Annotated in this window: 16 protein-coding genes; 10 read left to right on the plus strand and 6 right to left on the minus strand. The window is 64.7% G+C overall.

Features of this window, described 5'->3' with window-relative positions; translation table 11 throughout:
• From ON44_RS38480 to ON44_RS38490, 3 genes are all read right to left on the minus strand, one after another.
• Positions 1–580: carbohydrate ABC transporter permease (locus ON44_RS38480; RefSeq protein WP_040699642.1), on the minus strand; the 580-nt coding region annotated here is incomplete at its 3' end.
• The gene (locus ON44_RS38485; protein ID WP_040699644.1) at positions 577–1,422 is read right to left on the minus strand and encodes a carbohydrate ABC transporter permease; all 846 of its coding nucleotides are present in this window, start codon (positions 1,420–1,422) and stop codon (positions 577–579) included. The genes ON44_RS38485 and ON44_RS38480, both read right to left, overlap by 4 nt.
• A gap of 2 nt (positions 1,423–1,424) precedes the next feature.
• Positions 1,425–2,732, minus strand: a complete 1,308-nt coding sequence (locus ON44_RS38490; protein ID WP_040699646.1) for an ABC transporter substrate-binding protein — start codon at positions 2,730–2,732, stop codon at positions 1,425–1,427.
• A 289-nt stretch (positions 2,733–3,021) separates the two neighbouring features.
• Between ON44_RS38490 and ON44_RS38495 the strand changes: the two genes are divergently transcribed.
• The 4 genes from ON44_RS38495 to ON44_RS38510 all read left to right on the plus strand — a co-directional run bounded on the left by ON44_RS38495 (position 3,022) and on the right by ON44_RS38510 (position 6,700).
• Positions 3,022–3,243: a hypothetical protein gene (locus ON44_RS38495; protein WP_040699648.1), complete on the plus strand. Its 222-nt coding sequence runs from the start codon at positions 3,022–3,024 to the stop codon at positions 3,241–3,243.
• Positions 3,243–4,529 carry a hypothetical protein gene (locus ON44_RS38500; protein ID WP_040699650.1) on the plus strand — a complete coding sequence of 429 codons (1,287 nt, stop codon included), beginning with the start codon at positions 3,243–3,245 and terminating at the stop codon, positions 4,527–4,529. The genes ON44_RS38495 and ON44_RS38500 overlap by 1 nt, the downstream gene beginning before the upstream one ends.
• 195 nt (positions 4,530–4,724) lie before the next feature.
• Complete coding sequence (locus ON44_RS38505; RefSeq protein ID WP_040699652.1) at positions 4,725–5,603, plus strand: alpha/beta fold hydrolase; 879 nt, start codon at positions 4,725–4,727, stop codon at positions 5,601–5,603.
• Positions 5,604–5,656: 53 nt separating this feature from the next.
• Complete coding sequence (locus tag ON44_RS38510) at positions 5,657–6,700, plus strand: GlxA family transcriptional regulator (RefSeq protein ID WP_085998702.1); 1,044 nt, start codon at positions 5,657–5,659, stop codon at positions 6,698–6,700.
• Here ON44_RS38510 and ON44_RS38515 read toward each other — a convergent pair.
• Positions 6,654–7,931: a lipase family protein gene (locus ON44_RS38515; protein WP_051182990.1), complete on the minus strand. Its 1,278-nt coding sequence runs from the start codon at positions 7,929–7,931 to the stop codon at positions 6,654–6,656. The two genes, ON44_RS38510 and ON44_RS38515, sit on opposite strands and share 47 nt — an antisense overlap.
• Before the next feature lie 336 nt (positions 7,932–8,267).
• On the opposite strand from ON44_RS38515, the gene ON44_RS38520 reads away from it, so the two are divergent.
• Positions 8,268–9,824: an amino acid permease gene (locus ON44_RS38520; RefSeq protein ID WP_245567505.1), complete on the plus strand. Its 1,557-nt coding sequence runs from the start codon at positions 8,268–8,270 to the stop codon at positions 9,822–9,824.
• A gap of 508 nt (positions 9,825–10,332) precedes the next feature.
• Positions 10,333–12,774, plus strand: coding sequence for a hypothetical protein (locus tag ON44_RS38525; protein WP_157187518.1), 2,442 nt, complete (start codon positions 10,333–10,335; stop codon positions 12,772–12,774).
• A gap of 9 nt (positions 12,775–12,783) precedes the next feature.
• Here the strand turns inward: ON44_RS38525 and ON44_RS38530 are convergent, their stop codons facing one another.
• Positions 12,784–13,800, minus strand: a complete 1,017-nt coding sequence (locus ON44_RS38530) for an alpha/beta hydrolase (RefSeq protein ID WP_040699655.1) — start codon at positions 13,798–13,800, stop codon at positions 12,784–12,786.
• A 219-nt stretch (positions 13,801–14,019) separates the two neighbouring features.
• Between ON44_RS38530 and ON44_RS38535 the strand changes: the two genes are divergently transcribed.
• From ON44_RS38535 to ON44_RS38550, 4 genes are all read left to right on the plus strand, one after another.
• Positions 14,020–15,441 carry a condensation domain-containing protein gene (locus ON44_RS38535; RefSeq protein WP_040699656.1) on the plus strand — a complete coding sequence of 474 codons (1,422 nt, stop codon included), beginning with the start codon at positions 14,020–14,022 and terminating at the stop codon, positions 15,439–15,441.
• Positions 15,442–15,538: 97 nt separating this feature from the next.
• Complete coding sequence (locus ON44_RS38540) at positions 15,539–16,504, plus strand: glucosyl-3-phosphoglycerate synthase (protein WP_051182980.1); 966 nt, start codon at positions 15,539–15,541, stop codon at positions 16,502–16,504.
• A gap of 26 nt (positions 16,505–16,530) precedes the next feature.
• Positions 16,531–16,914 (plus strand): alpha/beta hydrolase, encoded by a 384-nt coding sequence (locus tag ON44_RS53850; RefSeq protein WP_040699657.1) that lies wholly within the window; start codon positions 16,531–16,533, stop codon positions 16,912–16,914.
• Positions 16,898–18,127 (plus strand): PucR family transcriptional regulator, encoded by a 1,230-nt coding sequence (locus ON44_RS38550; protein WP_051182983.1) that lies wholly within the window; start codon positions 16,898–16,900, stop codon positions 18,125–18,127. The genes ON44_RS53850 and ON44_RS38550 overlap by 17 nt, the downstream gene beginning before the upstream one ends.
• Here ON44_RS38550 and ON44_RS38555 read toward each other — a convergent pair.
• On the minus strand, positions 18,107–18,541 hold the full coding sequence (locus tag ON44_RS38555; protein WP_040699658.1) for a helix-turn-helix domain-containing protein: 435 nt from the start codon (positions 18,539–18,541) through the stop codon (positions 18,107–18,109). The genes ON44_RS38550 and ON44_RS38555 overlap by 21 nt on opposite strands.
• Positions 18,542–18,586 lie beyond the last annotated feature (45 nt).

Raw genomic sequence — 18,586 nt, forward strand, 5'->3', positions numbered from 1 at the left:
AGCGCGTGCAGCCGAAGACGCGCGCCGCCTCCTCGAGGTCGGCCGGTACCGCGACGAAAATGCTCGCCGTGATGAGCACGGTGGTGGGCAGCGCGAGCGTGGTGTGCACGAGCGTCACGGCGAAGACGGTGTCGTAGACGTCCAGCCGCAGGAACATCGTGGCCAGCGGCACCGAGAGCACCACGATCGGCAGCGCCCGCACGAAAAGGATGAATACCTGATAGGTGTCCTTACCTCGGAAAACGTTGCGGGCCAACGCATATCCAGCGGGCGCACCGATGGCCAGTGACCAGAGCACGGTGTAGAGCCCGACGAGCACCGAGTTGCCCAGTGCCGGAACGGTCCCGGTGGCGCGGAAGAACGACTGCAGCGTCTCGATGGAGAATTCGCTGGGCAGCAATGGCTTCGGGAACTCGTTCAATGCCTCGCGCGAGGACACCGCGGCGAGTCCGATCAGCACGATCGGCAGCGTCATGAACAGCGTCACCGCGATACACGCCACCTGCACTCCGATGGCCCGCCACCGGCGTCGGCGCAGCGGTGCGCGATCGATCGGCGGCAGCGCTGTGGCCTCACTCATCGCGACCCCTCCGGCGCCCTGACCGTCCGCAGATAGAAGATCGCGGTACCGAGCGAGATGGCCAGCACCACGAGCGAAACCGCGCTCGCGACAGCGGGATTCTGTAGATTCGAGTACCACTCGTAGGTCTCGCCGACCAGCAGTGGGAAGTCCCGCCCGGTGAGTGCCTGCGCGACTGCGAAGGCCTGCAGCGCGAGGATGGTGCGCAGGATCAGCGCGACCTGCAGGCTCGGCCCGAGTTGCGGCAGCGTCACATGCCGGAGCCGCTGCCAGAAGTTCGCCCCGAACACCTGTGCGGCCTCGTCGTAATCCCGTGGAATCAGCTGCACGCCCGCCACCACGATGACGAAGACCAATGAGGTCGCCCGCCAGATCTCGGCGATCACCACCGCGAGCAGCATGGTGCCGGTGTGCTGATAGTTCAACCACTGCACACCGTCCTCGGATAATCCGAGCCAGACCAGCAGTGAGTTCAGGTATCCGCGATTGCCGAAGATCGACAACCACACCAGTCCGGCGGCCAGTTCGGAGATCGCCAACGGCACGCACCACAGGTAGAAGTGGCCACTCGCGAACCGCGGCCGCGCCTGCATCAGCAGCGCCATACCGACCGCGAGCACCAATTGGATCGGCACCACGATCACGATCAACAACAGCGTATTGCGCAGCGAGGTAAGGAAATACGGGTCGTCGAACAAGCGCCGCCAGTGCGCGAGCGTGAAGCCGTGATCATCGCTGAACGCATCGAAGATCGCCCGCACCAATGGCCAACCGAACAGCGCGACCAGCAGCACGATCGAGGGCAGCAGCAGAATCCACGGTGAACCGAGGCGCGCACGCATGGCTATCCCACCCCGCAGATGTCGGCGACGGGATCGGGTGCCCAGCAGGGCACCTTCAGCTCGTCGAGAATGCCCTGCAGCACCCGGGCCTGTTGATCGAGTGTGGTCCGAATATCGGCTCCGTCCAACACAATCGAGCGGAAGCTGTCCTTGAACACCTTGCTCACCTCACCCTCGCGCTGACCGAGGCCGACCGGCGGCAGCGACAGGATCGCGCCAGGTGCCTGCTGCTGTCGGTCCACGGCATCGGCCTCGAGCCTGACCGCCGGTGGCAGATCGTCCGGGATGGCGGTGTCGACCGACGGGAAGAAGCCATTGGAGCGCAGCAGTTCGATCTGGGTTTCCGGCTTGGTCAACGCGCTGATCGTGCGCTGGGCGAGCTCGGCATCGGTGCTGCCCTTGGGAATTGCGAGCCCGGCGACCACGGCCATATAGCCGAGGCCGTGCTTGCCGCGCGGCGCGGGCAGCATGCGCCAGTCCTGCGGGTCGTGCTCGGGCGCGTGCACCAGGCGGACAACATGATCCCAGGCCATGCGCACCTCGCCGCTGGCAAGGGGCTCTTGCATGAAGTCGAAATTCGTACTCGACTGTGCGCAGTTGGCCCACAGTTCGCGGAAGTATTGCCAGGCCGTCACGGCCTCGGCCGAGCGGAAGGTGGTGATCTGCCCGCCGGTGAACGACGGCAGCAGATACCCCTGGGTGAAGCGATGCAGCAGGCCTTTCGGGCCGGCGGGCAGTCCGAGCATCGGTCGGTTGCCATTGGCGCGGCGCGCGGCGATCGCCCAGTCGAGGAACTGCTCGTAGGTCAGTGCCGTGGCGTCCGCGCCGGATGGCAGGTGCTGCAGCGCGTCGGCGTGTGCGGCGAGCACGTAACTCGCTGTGGCCCAGGGGATATACCACGTCCGGTCGGTACCGGCCCGCGCCAGTTGCAGGTAGGCGGCGGGCCAGCCGCGGTTGCCGAGGTCGGCGAGCAGGCCGGTGAGATCCTCGAGATAGCCCTCGGCCAGCGGTGCGATATCGCCGTGCAGCCCACCGAGCAGACCGACCTGCGTCGAGCCCGCCGCGAACTGGCTGCGCACCTGACTCGCGAACGGGCTCTCCTCGATGGTCACATAGCTGACGCCCGGCGCTGTCTTGCCGAGCAGGTTGCGGAAACGCTCGGCCTCGTCGGCGGGGCGGAATTGCGTGGAGAGAAAGAGCATGCCGCCACTTCCCGTGGTGGCGAATCCGGTGCACGCGGCGGTGAGCGCGAGGGTTCCGATGCCCGCCGCGCCGAGGAACGACCGGCGCGTCAGGTCGAATGTCCGCATGTGTGGCTCCCGAGGCAGGAATGGACCCGGGTGCGCCGACACCAATCCATCATGCCCAGATACAAACAGATGTGCGCGCACAGCCGAACGCGCAACTTCCCGTGACTGAGAATAAAACCCGAGTTGTCTTGCGGCACAAATAAAAAGGAAGTCAACCCTCTCAAAAAAGTTATGAAGATCTTTGGATAACGAATTCTTTACGCACTGCCCCGCCGGGTCGCCGAGACACCTATGCTCGGGGCTTTCACGAGTGATCGACGCTGCGATAGATGAAGAAACGGGTAGCCGTATGAGGGCCAGGACCGACCTAGAACACGAACTACGCGGGCCGCTGGCGGCAACCGGGCTGATCACCGAGCAGGAGGCCACCGAACTGCTCGAGATGTTCCGCGCGGCCAAACAACTCGAAACGGCGGCGCTCATCGAGGCCATCGATGAGATGGTCGGCGCGCTGCCCCGGCCGTTTCGGGCGGTGACGAAGAAGATCATGTTCGGGAGCCGGCTCGGCTGATGAGTGATCTGGTAACCGGTGCCCAGATCGTCCTGCTGTCACGGACTTTGCACGCCCCTGTGGAGCGACTGGCGCATCTGGAGCGGTTGGGCAGCGAGAATCTGCACGAACTCCAGGAACGGCTGGCGGGCCTGATCTTCGATCAGCACAACGAGACGTTCGAGCGGATCAGCAAACTGGTGCCGATCATTCCGCTGCGCATCTCGATGCCGCTGGTACAGCGCCTCGTGCCGCCGATGATGACGGGCCGGGCCGCGGGCGCGGTCGGTGTCGATCACCCGAAGAAGGCGGCCGAGACGGTTGCCATGCTCGCGCCCGCGTATGTGGCCGACTGTGCGCCGTATATGGATCCGCGCACCGTCGGACAACTCGCCGAGGTGGCGCCGCCGGAACCCATCGTGCGGATTCTCAACGAAATGTTGGCGCGCAAGGACTACATCACCGCCGGGCCGTTCCTCGACGCGTTTGCCACACCGACATTGGTCGCGGCCTTCGAACAGGGCGTGCTCGATGACGAGGGTCTGATCTTCTCCGCCGCCTATGCCTATTCCGTCGCGGGCGTGAGCGCCATTTTTCGTCAACTACTGGCCGGGCCGCGGCAGCGGATCCCGCGCATGCTGCATACCGTGCTCATGGGGTCTACGGGGCTGCAGTTGGCCGCGCTGTCGACGTTCGCGCGCTGTGAGACCGAGCTGACCGCGTCGATCGGCGATGTCCTGTTCAGCGTCGGCTCCACCGAAATGATCGGCAATCTGATCGCGAGCTATCTCCGGGCCGGTGCGGCACCGGAGCTGTTGACCTTCATCGGAAGGCTGAGTAAGTGGGCACTGGGGGCCCTGGCCGCGAATCCGATCATCGCGAACGACGCGGCATTGGCCGGACTCGTCGGCAGCTTGGAGGGACGCATCGAATCCGACCTGTGGCGTGGACTTTTCAGCCTGATGGCACACGCCGACGCCGGGATCCAGCGCCGGATGATAGCCCTGCTCGCGCAGATGAACGATGCGATGGTGTCCGCATTGCCCGGCATCGCCACCGACGCCCACGACTGGCCGCTGCTGCTGGACCTGATCGCCGGCGCCGACACCCCGGTCCGCGGCCGCTTCGAATCGATGTGGTCCAACCTGCCGCCGGAGCGCCGCATCGATCTGGAGCACCGTATCCGGGAACTCGGCCTGAACATCCGCCTGGCACCGGTGACCACCACGACGCTATCGGTGGACGAGGTGTTCTACCGTCGCCGCCAGATGCGCCGCCGCTACGACGCAGTGCAGAGTTGGGACTGACTGCCCTAGCCGCAAGGTAGCTCGCGCCGAGGCGGCCTGATAGCCGGTTGCGGCTGGTTGGATCAGGGACTGACGAAATCTGCTGTCTATCTGACCGATCCGGTCGGGGCTACCGACAATCGTGCGATTCCGGCGTTCAATTCGAGCACATCGCGCGCCACGCGACGTTTCGAAAACGCTTGGAAGGTAAGACAAATGACCGAGTTCGTGACATTCGAGGAGGGGCGGATCGCCTGCGATGTCGTCGGGGACGGACCGCTGGTCGTGCTTTCGCACGGTATCGGAACTTCCCGGCACGACTATCGCCATCTCGTACCGCGACTGACCGCCGCGGGCTACCGGGTGGTGAATGCCGACCTGCGTGGGCACGGCGAATCCAGCCCCGGCTGGCCGTCGGTGACCGGGAAGCCGGCCATCAGCCGAACCGATGTCGCAGGCGATCTACTCAGTGTGATCCGGCATTTCGGCGGCCCAGCGGTGATCGTCGGCCACTCTCTGTCCGGCGGTGCGGCGACCATTGCCGCGGCCGAGGCGCCCGAATTGGTCAGCGCCATAGTCGAAATCAACCCGTTCACCAGGAGGCAGCGACTGGATTTCGGTGCTCTGTGGACGGTGCCGCGGTACCGGCGCGGGCTGGTGCGGTTGATGGGCACGCTGCTTCTGGGGTCGCCTCGGTTGTGGCGCAGGTACCTCGATATCGCCTATCCGACCAAGCCCGAGGACTTTCCGAACTATCTCGACGGCGTGTTCTCGACCCTGCGGGAACCTGGCCGGTGGCGCGAGTTCAGGAAGACGGGTAAGACCACTCCGGTCGATGCCGAGGCGGCACTGTCGGAGGTGCACCGGCCGGCACTGGTGATCATGGGCGCCGAGGATCCGGATTTTCCGGACCCGAAGGCCGAAGCCATGGCGATCGTCGCGGCCATGCCCATGGGCATCGGCAAGGTGGCCGTCATCGAGAACGGCGGGCACTATCCGCATGCGCAGTTCGGTGACCGCGTCGCCGAATTGATCATTCCCTTTCTCGGACGGCATGCCGCCGGTGTGGTCGCACCGGTCCGGCACGCGAGGTGATCGGACTGCACATTGCCGTGACAGTCCTGGGGGAGTGCGGTGATGATAGGAACGTGTCGACGCCTCGCACGGTTGTCCTCGTGGTCTACGACGGCATCCAGCTGATCGAATTGGCCGGTCCCATGGACATTTTCGGTGCGGCGAACGCCATCGTCGGCGCGCCGGCCTACCGGTTGGTGACGGCATCGCCGCGCGCGGGCACCGTCGCGGTGGACGGCGGTCTGACGCTGAATGTCGAACATTCCCTGCCGGAGATCGCCGCCGGTGACGACGAGATCGACACCATGATCGTGATCGGGGGCAACGGAGCCTTCGTCCCATCGGTATCCGCCGACGTGGTGCGCGAGCTCCCGGCCATTGCCCGGCGATCGCGGCGGGTGGCGTCGGTATGCGCCGGTTCGCTCCTGTTGGCCGGTGCCGGATTGCTCGACGGTTATCGTGCGACAACGCATTGGGGAGCGTGTGCGGTGATGGCCGAACGCTTCCCGCGGGTGCTTGTCGAACCGGACCGGATCTACGTCAACGACGGCAACCGGTGGACCTCGGCGGGGGTAACCGCGAGTATCGATCTGGCGCTCGCCTTGGTCGAGGCCGATCACGGCACCGAAGTGGCCCAGTTGATCGCTCGGTGGTTCGTCGTTTTCACCCGAAGGCCAGGTGGCCAAGCACAATTCAGCGCCCAACTACGTGCGCAACCAGCGCGCACCCCGGCGATTCGGGCCGTACAGCAGTGGCTGCCCGACCATTTGGACGAAGACCTGAGCGTGGCCGCATTGGCAGCTCGGGCGGGACTGAGCGAGCGCGCCTTCGCACGCGCCTTCCGTGCCGAAACCGGCAGTACACCTGCGGCTTTCGTAGAGAATCTGCGTGTCGAGGCGGCTCGTCGACTGCTCGAGACCACAGATCTGACGGTGGTCGCGATCGCCAAAGCGGTCGGCTACAGACACGGTGAGACGCTGCACCGGGTTTTCTCCCGGCAGCTGGCCACCACACCCGATCGTTACCGACAGCATTTCGCGGTCACCGGTTCCGGTTCGGACACAGACGATTTCAGCTACCGGGAAAGCCGGGCGGCAGCGGCTGGTAATCCGCCTTGAACCTCGGCCCCGGCGGCAGACCGCGCAGCACCGCGCTGGTCCAGGCCACCGCGGGCGGCCAGCCGGTGACGGCATTGACGATGTGCTCGGGGACCGGAACGGTGTAGAAGCGCAGATCCGCGCCACGCTCCCAATAGCTTTGGACGGTAGGCAGCACCACCGACGGCGGAATCAGTTCATCCCACAGTCCGTGCCACCACAGGATCGGCGTATCCGGAAGGTATTTGCCCAAGCTGTTGTCCTGCAGGACCCGAAGGATCTCCGGGGACGACTCCAGCGACTTGCCGGGCTGGTAGTAGGCGCTGATGGGCCGGTAGACGCCGGTGAGCGCAATGGTCGCGTAGCACCGACTTCGGATATCCTCGATGATCTGCTGCCCCTCGGCGGTCAGCAGATCGGCGGGATCGAAGACGTCCGGGTATTCCCGGGCCAGACTCGTGAAGCCGAGCCACATGGTGAAGTTGCTGGTGCCGGTGAGCCCGGGTTCCGTGTGGGTCGCATATCTGGCCTCCGCCACCAGGTCACCGGGCGTGCCGCCGATGGTGGTGCCGAGCAGCCGCACATCGGGTGCGTAGCTCGCGCGCAGCTCCGCCGCGCGAATGGAACCCGAACCGCCGCCGGAATATCCGTACAGCGCGATACCGGAATCGGTGAGGCCGAGGGCGGGATCGTTCTTCATCGCGCGCAGGCTGTCGAGGACCATCTTGCCCTCGGCATAGGTGTTGAAGGTATTGAACTTTCCGTCGAAGTCCGGCACGTTGATCGCGAAACCCTGTGCCAGCCAATAGATCATCAGCGCCGACTCCTTCATGGTGCCGGTCTGTAGGGTGTGCGAGGGATTGCAGGCCGAATCGGTGGAGTCGATCGCCTCCTGGAAGGACAACACCGGCCGGGGGCTGCCCTGCCACGGAATGCCGGGCACTACAACGGTTGTCGCGGTGACGATCGGATTGTCGTGCACGTCGTTCGAGCGGAACAGCAGCTGCTTGGTATAGACCGGGAAGGGAATGCCGAGCACCCGCGTCTGCACTTCGCGGCTGCGCACGATCTGCCCCGGCTGATACGACGCGAGATCCGCGGGATCGTCGTACCACGGGTCCTGATCCGGCGACGGAAGCGGCAGCAGATCGTAGATCTGCGGCTCGGTCGGCAACTGCGGCAGCTGGTTCTGATCCGGTGGGAAATTCGGTGGGAAGGCTGGATCGCCGATCGCCACCCCGGCACTGCCCATTGCCAGACCTGCCGCCACCGCCAGCACCGCGAGCCGCCGCCGAGATCGCTTCACCGCATCCTCCGCATCTCCATTGATCCGCCGGCCGATCATGGGTTCGGCCTGCTGGATTCAGCTCACCGCAATTGACGGCTCAGGGGTATTGGCATGATGCAGAGCCTGGAACTCGGGTTTTGGGCATCTGCACGAACCTGCTCGGCCGAGCGTCCGGGAGCGGGCATCGCCTGTGGGGCCGCCAGGATACCCATTGAAGCTTCAAATAAAACGCATTGAATGTACCGCTAAATAACGGTACATTCTTCCGCGACATGACTTCCCTTACTGGAAGGCCTGGTCGTGATCGCAGTTCGGGGACCAGTTGAGTTATCGGCGCTCGCAGATGCGCTGCATGCCGAGGATGTCGGCTATCGCAGATCGCTGCGCGCGCGCCAAGTGCAGATGATCGCGATCGGCGGGGTGATCGGCACCGGGTTGTTTCTCGGCGCCGGTGCGCGACTCGCCAACGCCGGACCGGGATTGTTCCTGGTGTATGCGGTGTGCGGCGTATTCGTCTTCTTCATCCTGCGCGCGCTCGGCGAACTGGTGCTGCATCGTCCCTCCGCCGGATCCTTCGTCTCCTATGCGCGCGAGTTCTACGGGGAGAAGCTGGCTTTCGCGGTCGGGTGGACCTACTTCTTCCACTGGTGCATGACCGGGATCGTCGATATCACCGCCATCGCCACGTATGCGCACTACTGGGGCGCGTTCGAGGTCGTCCCGCACTGGGTGATCGCGCTCATCGCCCTGATCGCGGTGGTGAGTACCAACCTGATCTCGGTGCGCTGGTTCGGCGAACTGGAGTTCTGGGTCGCACTGATCAAAGTCCTTGCCCTGATGGGCTTTCTGATCGTCGGCACGATCTTCCTGGCCGGTCGCTTCACGATTCAGGGTGCGCAGACCGGGGTCGGAGTGATAACTCGGCACGGCGGATTGTTCCCGACTGGGGTGCTGCCGCTGGTCACGGTCACCACCGGTGTCGTATTCGCCTATGCCGCAGTCGAACTGGTCGGCATCGCAGCCGGTGAGGCGGAGCATCCTGAGACGATCATGCCGCGGTCGATCAACTCGGTCATCGCCCGCATCGGACTGTTCTACGTCGGTTCGCTGGTACTGCTCGGACTGCTGTTGCCCTATACGGTCTTTCGGGCCGGTGAGAGTCCGTTCGTGACCTTCTTCGCGAAAATCGGTGTGCCGGCGGCCGGTTCGATCATGAACCTGATCGTGCTCACTGCCGCCTTCTCCAGCCTCAATGCCGGGCTGTACTCGACCGGCCGGATTCTGCGTTCGATGTCGATGAACGGCAGCGCACCCGGTGTGGCGGCGCGCATGTCGCGGACGGGCGTACCCTACGTCGGCATTCTCGCCACCGGTGCGATCGCCCTGATCGGGGTGGGGCTCGATGCGGTGATGCCGGACAAGGCATTCGAGATCGTGCTGAATGTGTCGGCACTCGGCACCATTGTGTCGTGGACCGCGGTCGTGCTCTGTCACCTACGACTCTGGCGCGAGTGGCGCCGCGGTTTGGCCTGGCGCCCGGCCTCCCGCCTACCCGGCGCTCCCTACACCGATGTGGCGACCCTGCTCTTCCTGGCCACCGTGGTCGTCCTGATGGTCTGCACCGGCGATATGGTCCAGCGCATTGCCGTACTCGCCATGCTCGTCGTCCTGGGGCCGGCTTTGGTCGGCGGCTGGTTTCTCGCGCGCCGAAAAGTGTTGCGAATAGCTCACATCCGTCAACATCACACCGGCCAATTCGAGGTAGTTGCCGAGCGCCCGCCCCTTGGCCCCTCTGCCGAACCGGAAGTGATCATCGAGGCCCCGAAGTCCCGCTACGCCAACCCGGATCCGCTCTAGGGCCTGTATACATCGGGAGATCCGATGATTTTGGCGATGGCACGTACTCGCGGTCGCAGCGATGGGCGGGCAATCGTCGCGCTTCCTCGATCGGGGTAGCGGTTTGCGTGGGGACAGACCGGTAGTTTTGCTCGCTATTTCTGTAAAATTCTGGGCTACAGCCATTTTCGTGGTCATTCTACGCTCGATCGAGCATGACCATAGACAACGTTGCGGCGGCATCCGCGCCCGATGATGCGTCGGGCAGCGCGAATATTCCGCGACCGCGCCGGGCGAACAAACGGTGAACAGCCGCAGTCGGAGTGGAGACGAAATGCCAACGGGCTCCGATGTTTTCGCATTGCTCTGTTCACTGATCGGAGGGTGGTCGTTCACGGCGCGTGGCTAGCGTTCGAAGTTGTCGTTTCCGGAGACTGTTGAGCAGCTCCGAGGATTTGTCCGCTTCGATGCTCGTCTTGCCATGCCGTGCCTGCGTTCGGGGTGCGCGGAAACGAATCAGGTTGTGGTAGTGAACAACTGGAGATCGGATTGCTGGGATCCGGATCGCTGGCAGTTGCCCGCCGTGCTGCGGCGGTGTCGGGCGTGGATACGCGCCACGCGGCGGCGGCGCTGGACGGTTGGGGTCCTGCTCACTGTCTTCGTTCTGGTCGTCTTCCCGGGGTTACTCGGCGCCACTGCCTCGGCCACGGCCGAAGGCGGCACCCGCACCGCCGGATCGTCGGTGGGCAGCGCGCTCGGCTGGACCCATGTCGCCGATTCCTCGGGGGTCGAGGCCGCCAGTTATGTGTTCGCCACCGACCACGGCGGTGTGCTCAATCCGGGCGATACCGCGATTTCCCTGGTGATCGGCCTGGAATTCGCGGGCTGGAAAATCATTGTGATCACGGCGATCTGGCTGATCGGCTACGCCCTGAGTTTCGAGTGGCTGAACCTCTTCTCGAAAGCACTGCTCGGTGTGGCGCACAGCCTGACCGGACAGATCGCGACGCCGATCATGCTGGTGACCGCCGCGACGATCGGCGCATTCTTCGTCGCGTGGTTCGTCGTGCGTGGCCTCTACTCCAAAGCCACCCTGCAAGTGGTGACCATGATCATGGTCGGATTGCTGGGGCCGATATTCCTTGCCGAGCCCCTGGCCGATGTGCTGTCGTCGGACGGCCTGCTCGCGAAGGGCCGCGATCTCGGCATTTCGGTGGCGGCTGGGCTGAACGGCGATAACAATATCGATCCGCACCACATGGTGGCGACCATGCAGGGCACGCTGACCGACAACTTCGTTCGTCGTCCGCTGCAGGTCTGGAACTTCGGGCATGTAGTCGACGAGCAGACCTCATGCCGTGCCGCGTGGTCGGCCGGTGTCACAGCGCGCAGCGAAGACCGGGTGAAAAAGGGGATCGGCGCCTGCGGGGACAGCTCGGCCAAGGAATCGATGGAGAATCCGAATTTCGAGCAGATCGGCACCGGCCTATTGCTGCTGCTGGCCGGGGCGATCCTGCTCGCCTTCGGGGCCGTGCTCGCGATCAAGGTGATCCGGGCGGCGCTCGACACGATCTACCACGGATTGATGTCGATCTTCGGTTTCGCCGCAGGCGGATTCGTGTACGGACCCACGCAGACGTTCCTGATCCGCAATGTCGTCGACAGCTTCGTCGCCGCGGCACGCATGACCGCCTACACCATCTTTCTCGGCGTTTATGTGCTGATACTGGGGGACCTGTTCAAGCTCGCCGGTGATCAGGTCATGGTGGTGTTCATCATCGGCGCGATCTTCGAAATCGTGGCGATCCTTCAGCTCAAACGCCTCAGTAAAAGTCTGGACCGCGGCAATGACTGGATCGCGAATCGGTTCGCACTGGCCGTGCAGGGCAGCGGTGGTGGGGCGCGCGGTTCGGGTGGCAGCGCGACCGCCCTCGGCATGGGAGCGGCCGGCGCGGGCCATTCCATGCGTATGGGAATGCTGCCTGCTCTCGCCGCGTTCAGCACGATCAGCAATTCGCCTGCGACCGAATGGCTGTGGGGACGGACCCGGTCACCACTGCGGCCGTTCTCCCGGATGGAGCGTGAGGCGCAATTGGGCCAATGGGGATTCTGGGGCGCGCCAGGTGTGGGTGGCCCCGACGGCTCCTATGCTCAGGCATACGTGCATCGGCCCGTATTCGCGCGGGCGGCCAGGGAGGCCGCGCTTGCCGCGCCGAATGGCGGCATCAACACCGTTCGCGGCGCGGCCGCGGCGATACAGGGTCTGGTGGATATCGGCGGGAAGATTACCGATGCACCGGCGGCATTGCTCGCCGCCGGATTCACCGACGAGGACATCATGTTCAACGCCATTCGCTCGTCGTCGATCGTCGATGACAACGCCAAGGGCTGGACGCTCGGCAATAACCATCTCGGCCGCGTGGTGGCCGCAGTCCAACGTGTCCAGGACTCGTCGCTTCGACTCCTCGAGGGTGGCAGCTCTACCGGCGAAGTCGCGGCGGATCTCGCTACCTTGCAGGCCGCCGCATTCCGGTATCGGCGCTCGGCGCCCGCAGGCGTCACCCTTACCACGGACGAGGAGCAATTCGTCACCGCATACCTGGGCACACCCACGGAGGACGTGGCCCGGGCTCTCCAAACCGTCGCCGGTGGCGGCGCCGTCACGTCGGGCCCACTGTTCGGTACTCCATTGGCAAACGACGCCCTCGCCGCCAGGCGCATGTTGGGGGAGATCGGAAGCAGGCAGGCAGACCTCGTCTTGACCAGCGTCAACGGTGTATTGAGCGATCCGGCGGACCAGGAGTTGCTCCGCGTTGCTCGTGGCCACATCTCCGATACGGTGCTCACCGACCAAGCGTTGAGCGGAGCCAAACGAACAGCGACCAACACGCCGACGCCGCCGAGGCAAGGCAGTCCACGGCGGCCTGGCTGGGCCCCGCCGATGGCCCGGGTCGGCGCCCGGCTGAATTGAGGTGGTGCGCTATCCGTTCAGCGCGTCGCGGATCATCGGCCACGACCTGTGCAGGTCTTCCTGCCAATAGCCCCACGAGTGGGTGCCGGTGGGGCGCAGGTCGAAGGTGGCGGGGATGCTCAGTTGTTGGAGGCGATCGCGCAGTGCGTGCGCGCACTGGTTGGTGATGGCCTCCAGCACAGCGCCGTTGACGAGCTGGCCGACGAGTTTGCCTCCGTTGCCGCGGATGCCGTGACCGTCGAGGGTATCGAGCGGTCCGGGGACACCCGTTCCGGTCGAGACGTAAACGGCTGTGCCGCGCAGCATTTCGGCATGCACATAGGGGTCGTTGGCGGCCCACGCCGGATCGCTGGGCGGCCCCCACATATTGATCGGATTGCCCCGCCACCGCAGGACGACGGCATCGATCATGGCTTGGCCCAGCGGGTCACTGGTCCGGACACAACCGCTGTAGGAGCCGATGGCCCGGTAGCGTCCGGGTGCCGCGAGTGCGAGCTGGAATACCGATGTGGCGGCCATGGAGATCCCCGCGACCGCGTCGGCGCCGCTGCCGTTGAAGGCCGAGTCGATGATCGGTGGTAGTTCCTGGGTCAGGAAGGTGGTCCAGCGTTGCCGGCCGAGGATCGGATCGTCGTTGCGCCAATCGGTGAAGTAACTGCCATTGCCACCCATCGGGGTGACGACCGTGACCTGTTTGTCGCGGAAGAAATCGACGATATCCGTCTGCTCGGGCCAACTGCTGGCATCCGCGCCACCGCTTGCGCCGTTGAGTAGGTACAGGATCGGTGTCGGTAGCGAACTGTCTGGTGCCCGAAGCACTTCGACGAGGATATCGGTGTCCATTGCGGCCGAGTGCACTCGCAGGTCGAGCATGCCATCCGGATTCTCGACCATGCCGACGAGGTGGGAGCCGTCGGTGGCGGGGCGAGCGGCGGCGGTGGCCGTGGTGACCGTGATCGGGCCGCTGGGGTCCGAGCGTGCGGTCACGGGCGCGGCGGCCAGACTCACCGCCCAGATGAGCGCCATCAGCCCTGTCGCAGTTCGCACTCGACTCTTCCTTCCCGCTATCCGATGCCGTCGCCACGATAGTCGGCAATTACCAGGGCGGATAAGGCTGTTTGGACGATCTTTCGGCGAAATGCACTGCTGCTGGGGAACATCACAAAGTTCGGGTGCGGCCATGGTCGACCGGCAATACGTGCCGTTGACTGAGATTCTCCTGGATTAACGAATTGAGGGCATCCGTTGGTCAATTTCGGTTTCTTCGATGAATGGCATCCCGAGGGCGGTCGGCTCACCACATGGACCGCGTCGCCGAGCTCGCGTGCGGGGGTGCGGACCGCCCCGATACATGCGACAGGTCCCTCTTACCAGCAGGAGGCGTATCTGCGGACCGCGTATCGCAACGCCGATGCGGGCGTTCGAGCTTCGCGACTGTGCATGATTGCCTTCGATATTCCGGGTGCTCCGGTCCGCGATGCGCTGACCCGCGCATGCAACGCATTCCTGCGCCGGCACGACACGTTTTGGAGCTGGTTTTCGTTTACCGCAGATGGCCGGATCGTGCGGCATGTGGCGCGGCCGGAGGATATCGAATTCGTCGCTACCGACCACGGTGAATTCACCGACAGCGACGCGATTCGCGAGCGGGTACAGGCCGAAACCCCGGGTCCGTTCGAATGGGATTGCTTCAGCTTCGGCGTGATCGATCACGGTGATTCGTCTACGGTATACGCCGCAGTGGATCATCTGCATACCGACGGGGTTGCGCAGGCGCTGTCGTGTGTGGATCTGCTGACGCTGTACGGCAACGAATTGTCCGGCGGCCGAGTGCCTTCCGCGCCCGTCGACGGTCACCTCGCCTACTGTGCGCGCGAACGCGGGCTCAACGAACAACTCACGCTCGCATCACCGCAGATCCGGCAGTGGGTCGAGCTGCTGCACCTCAATGACGGTGATATGCCGTCGTTTCCACTGGATCTCGGACTGACCGACGGTGGCCATATCCGGGGTGCGCAGGTGACGCTGCCGTTGATGAGCGAGGCCGAAGCATTGCGATTCGAGCAGGTCTGCCAGGACCACGGCGGCCGATTCATCGGCGGTCTGTTCACCGTGCTCGCCATGACGGAGCTCGAATTGACCGGTCGGGATCGGTATTTCGGACTCACCCCGGCCAACACTCGCGCCACACCCGGCGAGGCGACCTCGGTGGGCTGGTACACCAACCTCATTCCGGTCACCGCGGTGATCCGGCCGGATGACACCTTCACCTCCCTCGTCGCTTCGGTCCAGGACGCAACCGAGCGGGCCAAGGAGCTGACCGATATTTCGCCGCACCGAGTGCTCGAGCTGGTCACACCGGATCTGGGCATCCGGACGAAGCCGGGCTGGGCGGCCCCGATGCTGTCGTATGTCGACGTCCGCAGGATGGCGGGCGCGGAAATGTTCGATCGGATCAACGGCGGTCTGTACGGCAATCGGGCCAGTGCGACCGAGGTCTACCTCTGGATAAACCGGTTCAACGAGGTGACCACGCTGAGCCTGATGTTTCCGGATACCCCGCAGGCGCACGCGTCGATCGACCGGTATGCGAAGGCGCTGACCGCGGTTATTACCGCGGTGGTCGCGGACGGTGACTATGCCGTGCGGGTCGGCGTCTTGTCATGACTGAAACAGCGGAACCGATTTTGCGACATACATTTTCGGATGTGCTCGACCCGGGTATCTGACATCCCCGCGGTCTTCGAGGAAAGGGAATCACCAGATGACATATACGAGCACCGGCATTGCCTGGTTCCAGCGAACCTGGTCGCTGCCAGAGCTTGTCGATCGGAAAGGCGAGCGCATCGTGTCCGTCGTCATCCCGGCGCTCAACGAGCAGGACACCATCACCGATGTGATCGCCTCGATCCGCGAGCTCGTCGGCACGCTCGTCGACGAACTGATCGTCATCGACTCGGGCTCGACCGACGACACCATGGTGCGAGCCCGAGCGGCCGGTGCGACCGCTGTCTACACCCGCGAGCAGGCCCTCGAGGGACTGTCGCCACGCCCGGGCAAAGGCGAGGTGCTATGGCGCTCGCTGGCGGTGGCAAACGGTGATGTCATCGTTTTCCACGACTCCGACCTAGTGGCGCCGGACCCCCGATTCGTACCGGCCTTGGTGGCGCCGCTGCTATTCGACGAGCAACTGAAGCTGGTCAAGGGCTTCTATCGGCGGCCACTGGCCACCGATCCATTCGGCGACGCCGACGCAGGCGGGCGCGTCACCCAACTGGTGGCGCGTCCATTGCTCGCCGCGCTGGCCCCCGAACTCGCGGAGGTGCTGCAGCCGCTCGGCGGGGAATACGCGGCGACGCGAGACCTGTTGACCAGCATCCCGTTCGCGCCCGGCTACGGCGTCGAGATCGGCATCCTCATCGATACCTGGCAGCGCCACGGTGCACCGGCGATCGGCCAGGTGGACCTCGGCACCCGGATCCACCGCAACCGGCCCACCCACGAGTTGGCCGCCATGAGCCGCCAGATCGTCGCAACCATGCTCGACCGGTTCGGCATTCGCGACTCGGGCCGCGGGTTGATCCAATACCGCCCCGACGGCGCGACTTGGCGACGCACAACGAGCACGGTCTCCCTGGCCGACCGCCCCGCTATGTCGGCGCTGCCCCCGGCACCGATCACCGACGAAATCGCCTCCGCCGCAGTCGAACACTTGCTTTTCACCTGGTAGCAACTTCGCATCGCTCAGGAGCATTCGTGATCGGTTCCATCGACAGCACCGGGCCTGCTCCAGTCCGCTTGTTGTGTGTCGCAATGGTGTATTCGGCCGCGATGAACACCGTCTTCCGAGCGCAGGTGTTGCGCGCCCGGGACGCGCCCGCACCCACGCTGTACCTGCTCAACGGGGCCAATGGCGGTGTCGGCGGCAGTTGGTACGACGAAACCGATGTGGCGGACTTGCACGCCGATCGGCTGCGCGGCACCGCCATCTATGTTTCCGCGGACACCGGGGCACTCGGCCCGTTGGACACCCCTGAAGGCACGCGGGGCGACCTGATCCAGCTCGTACCGAAAATCTGTCGTAGCGTGACCGACCGACGCTGCAGTCGAACGGGGAAATGCCATGACGGTCACGAATGATTCGATCGAGCAGAATTTCGCGGCATTATCGCGCAAGATCGTGAACCGTCTCGAAAGCGTACCGGTCGAAGGGCTCGATGGCGCCGTCCAGAGCGACCTGATCACGATCGCACGCTGTGGCCTGGAAGGGGTCACCGCCGCGATTCGTACGGGCCGGCCGGTACCGGAGCGAACCGTCACCCGGCTCGAGGCCATCGCGGCCAGAATGGCGGATCGGGAGTTGCCGATCGCGCTGATCCAGCACGTCATGCACGCCGGCATCAAAGCCGGTTTCGAACTCGTCGCATCCGATAGGCCGCGCTCGGTTCGGCAGGGGTTGTTCACCGACGGCGCCCGGCTCATCCAAGCGACACAGGCGCTTTCGACCGCGGTACTGCGCGGGTACGTCGGCGAGGTGCGGGCGATGACCGGTGATCGCAGAGTTGCCGCGCAGACGCTGGTATCGGCGCTGCTGGCCGGAAAAGCGGATCCGACGATGGCGCACCGATGCGGCACCGAACTTTCGCCGTCCTATTTCGTGGTCGCGGTCGCGCTGGGGCCGCATCCCGACGAGAACGATCGTCGACTCGATTCCCGGGTGGTCGCGCGCCGCAAGCTGCGGCGCGTCCAAGCCGAGCTGGCGACCATTCGTGAATGCCGGGCGCTCTCGATACTCAGCGTCGATGGCGGAACCATCCTGATCCCAACGGAATTCGCGGCCGATGTCGAAGAACGGCTGGACGACCTGATCGCTCGGCTGACGCGCGCCGCTGCCGCACCGATGACCGCGACATTCACGGCGTCGCCGCGCCGCCGGATTCCCCCCGCCGCCGACCGCGTCCACAAACTGCTCGACCTCGCCCTGCGCCTGGATCGCGGACCCGGATTGCACCGGTTCGAAGATCTGGCACATGAGTACCAACTGATTCAGCCGGGTCCCGGCTACCAGCACCTGCGCGCGATCCTCGATCCACTGCGGGCCGAGCCCGGACTCCTCGACACCCTGCGCACCTACTTCGCCGCGCAAGGCAAACGTGCGCCGACCGCCCGCCGACTCGGCGTCTCGACCAGCGCCGTGCGCCGCCGCCTCATCAGAATCACCGAATTGACCGGACTCGATCCCGAAAACGCCACCGACGCCTGGTATCTGAGATCGAGTCTCGTCGCCCGCGCCTTCGCGGACTTTCCATCGAGGCAATCACCGGGCACGGCGTTATGCCTGGTCGGGTCCTGAGTCGTCGGCGTCCGGCGGCGCAGCCGGTAATCCTTCGCTCGCCCGTAGCTTCTCCGCCATGGTGGCCAGCAGATTCTGCGACTCCTCGGAAAGGTCGAAGGCCCGGCTCGATAGTCGCCGCAGGTGGTAGCCCTGGAGCTGAGACAGCAGTTCCAGATCGTGGTCGATTTTGGCGGCGTAGACGTCGTTGAAGAAGTAGTCCGGTTTGACCTTGAAGAACTTGGCGAGAGCGGCCATAGTCTCGTTGGACGGGTTGGTGCGCTGTCCCGATCGCAACTGGGACAGATAGGGTTTCGAGATCGGGTGCCCGGAGTTCGTCAACGCGTCCGCGACTTCCGCGTTGGTATGCGAGCGGCGGCCCGGGGGATGCACGGTTTCGAACAGCTTGTTCAACCGCTCGGCGAAATCAGCCATCTGAGGTGCCCATCTTCTTCGCTGTCCCTGGTGAACCGATCATCG

The organism is Nocardia vinacea NBRC 16497, assembly GCF_000308835.1.
Lineage (GTDB): Bacteria > Actinomycetota > Actinomycetes > Mycobacteriales > Mycobacteriaceae > Nocardia > Nocardia vinacea.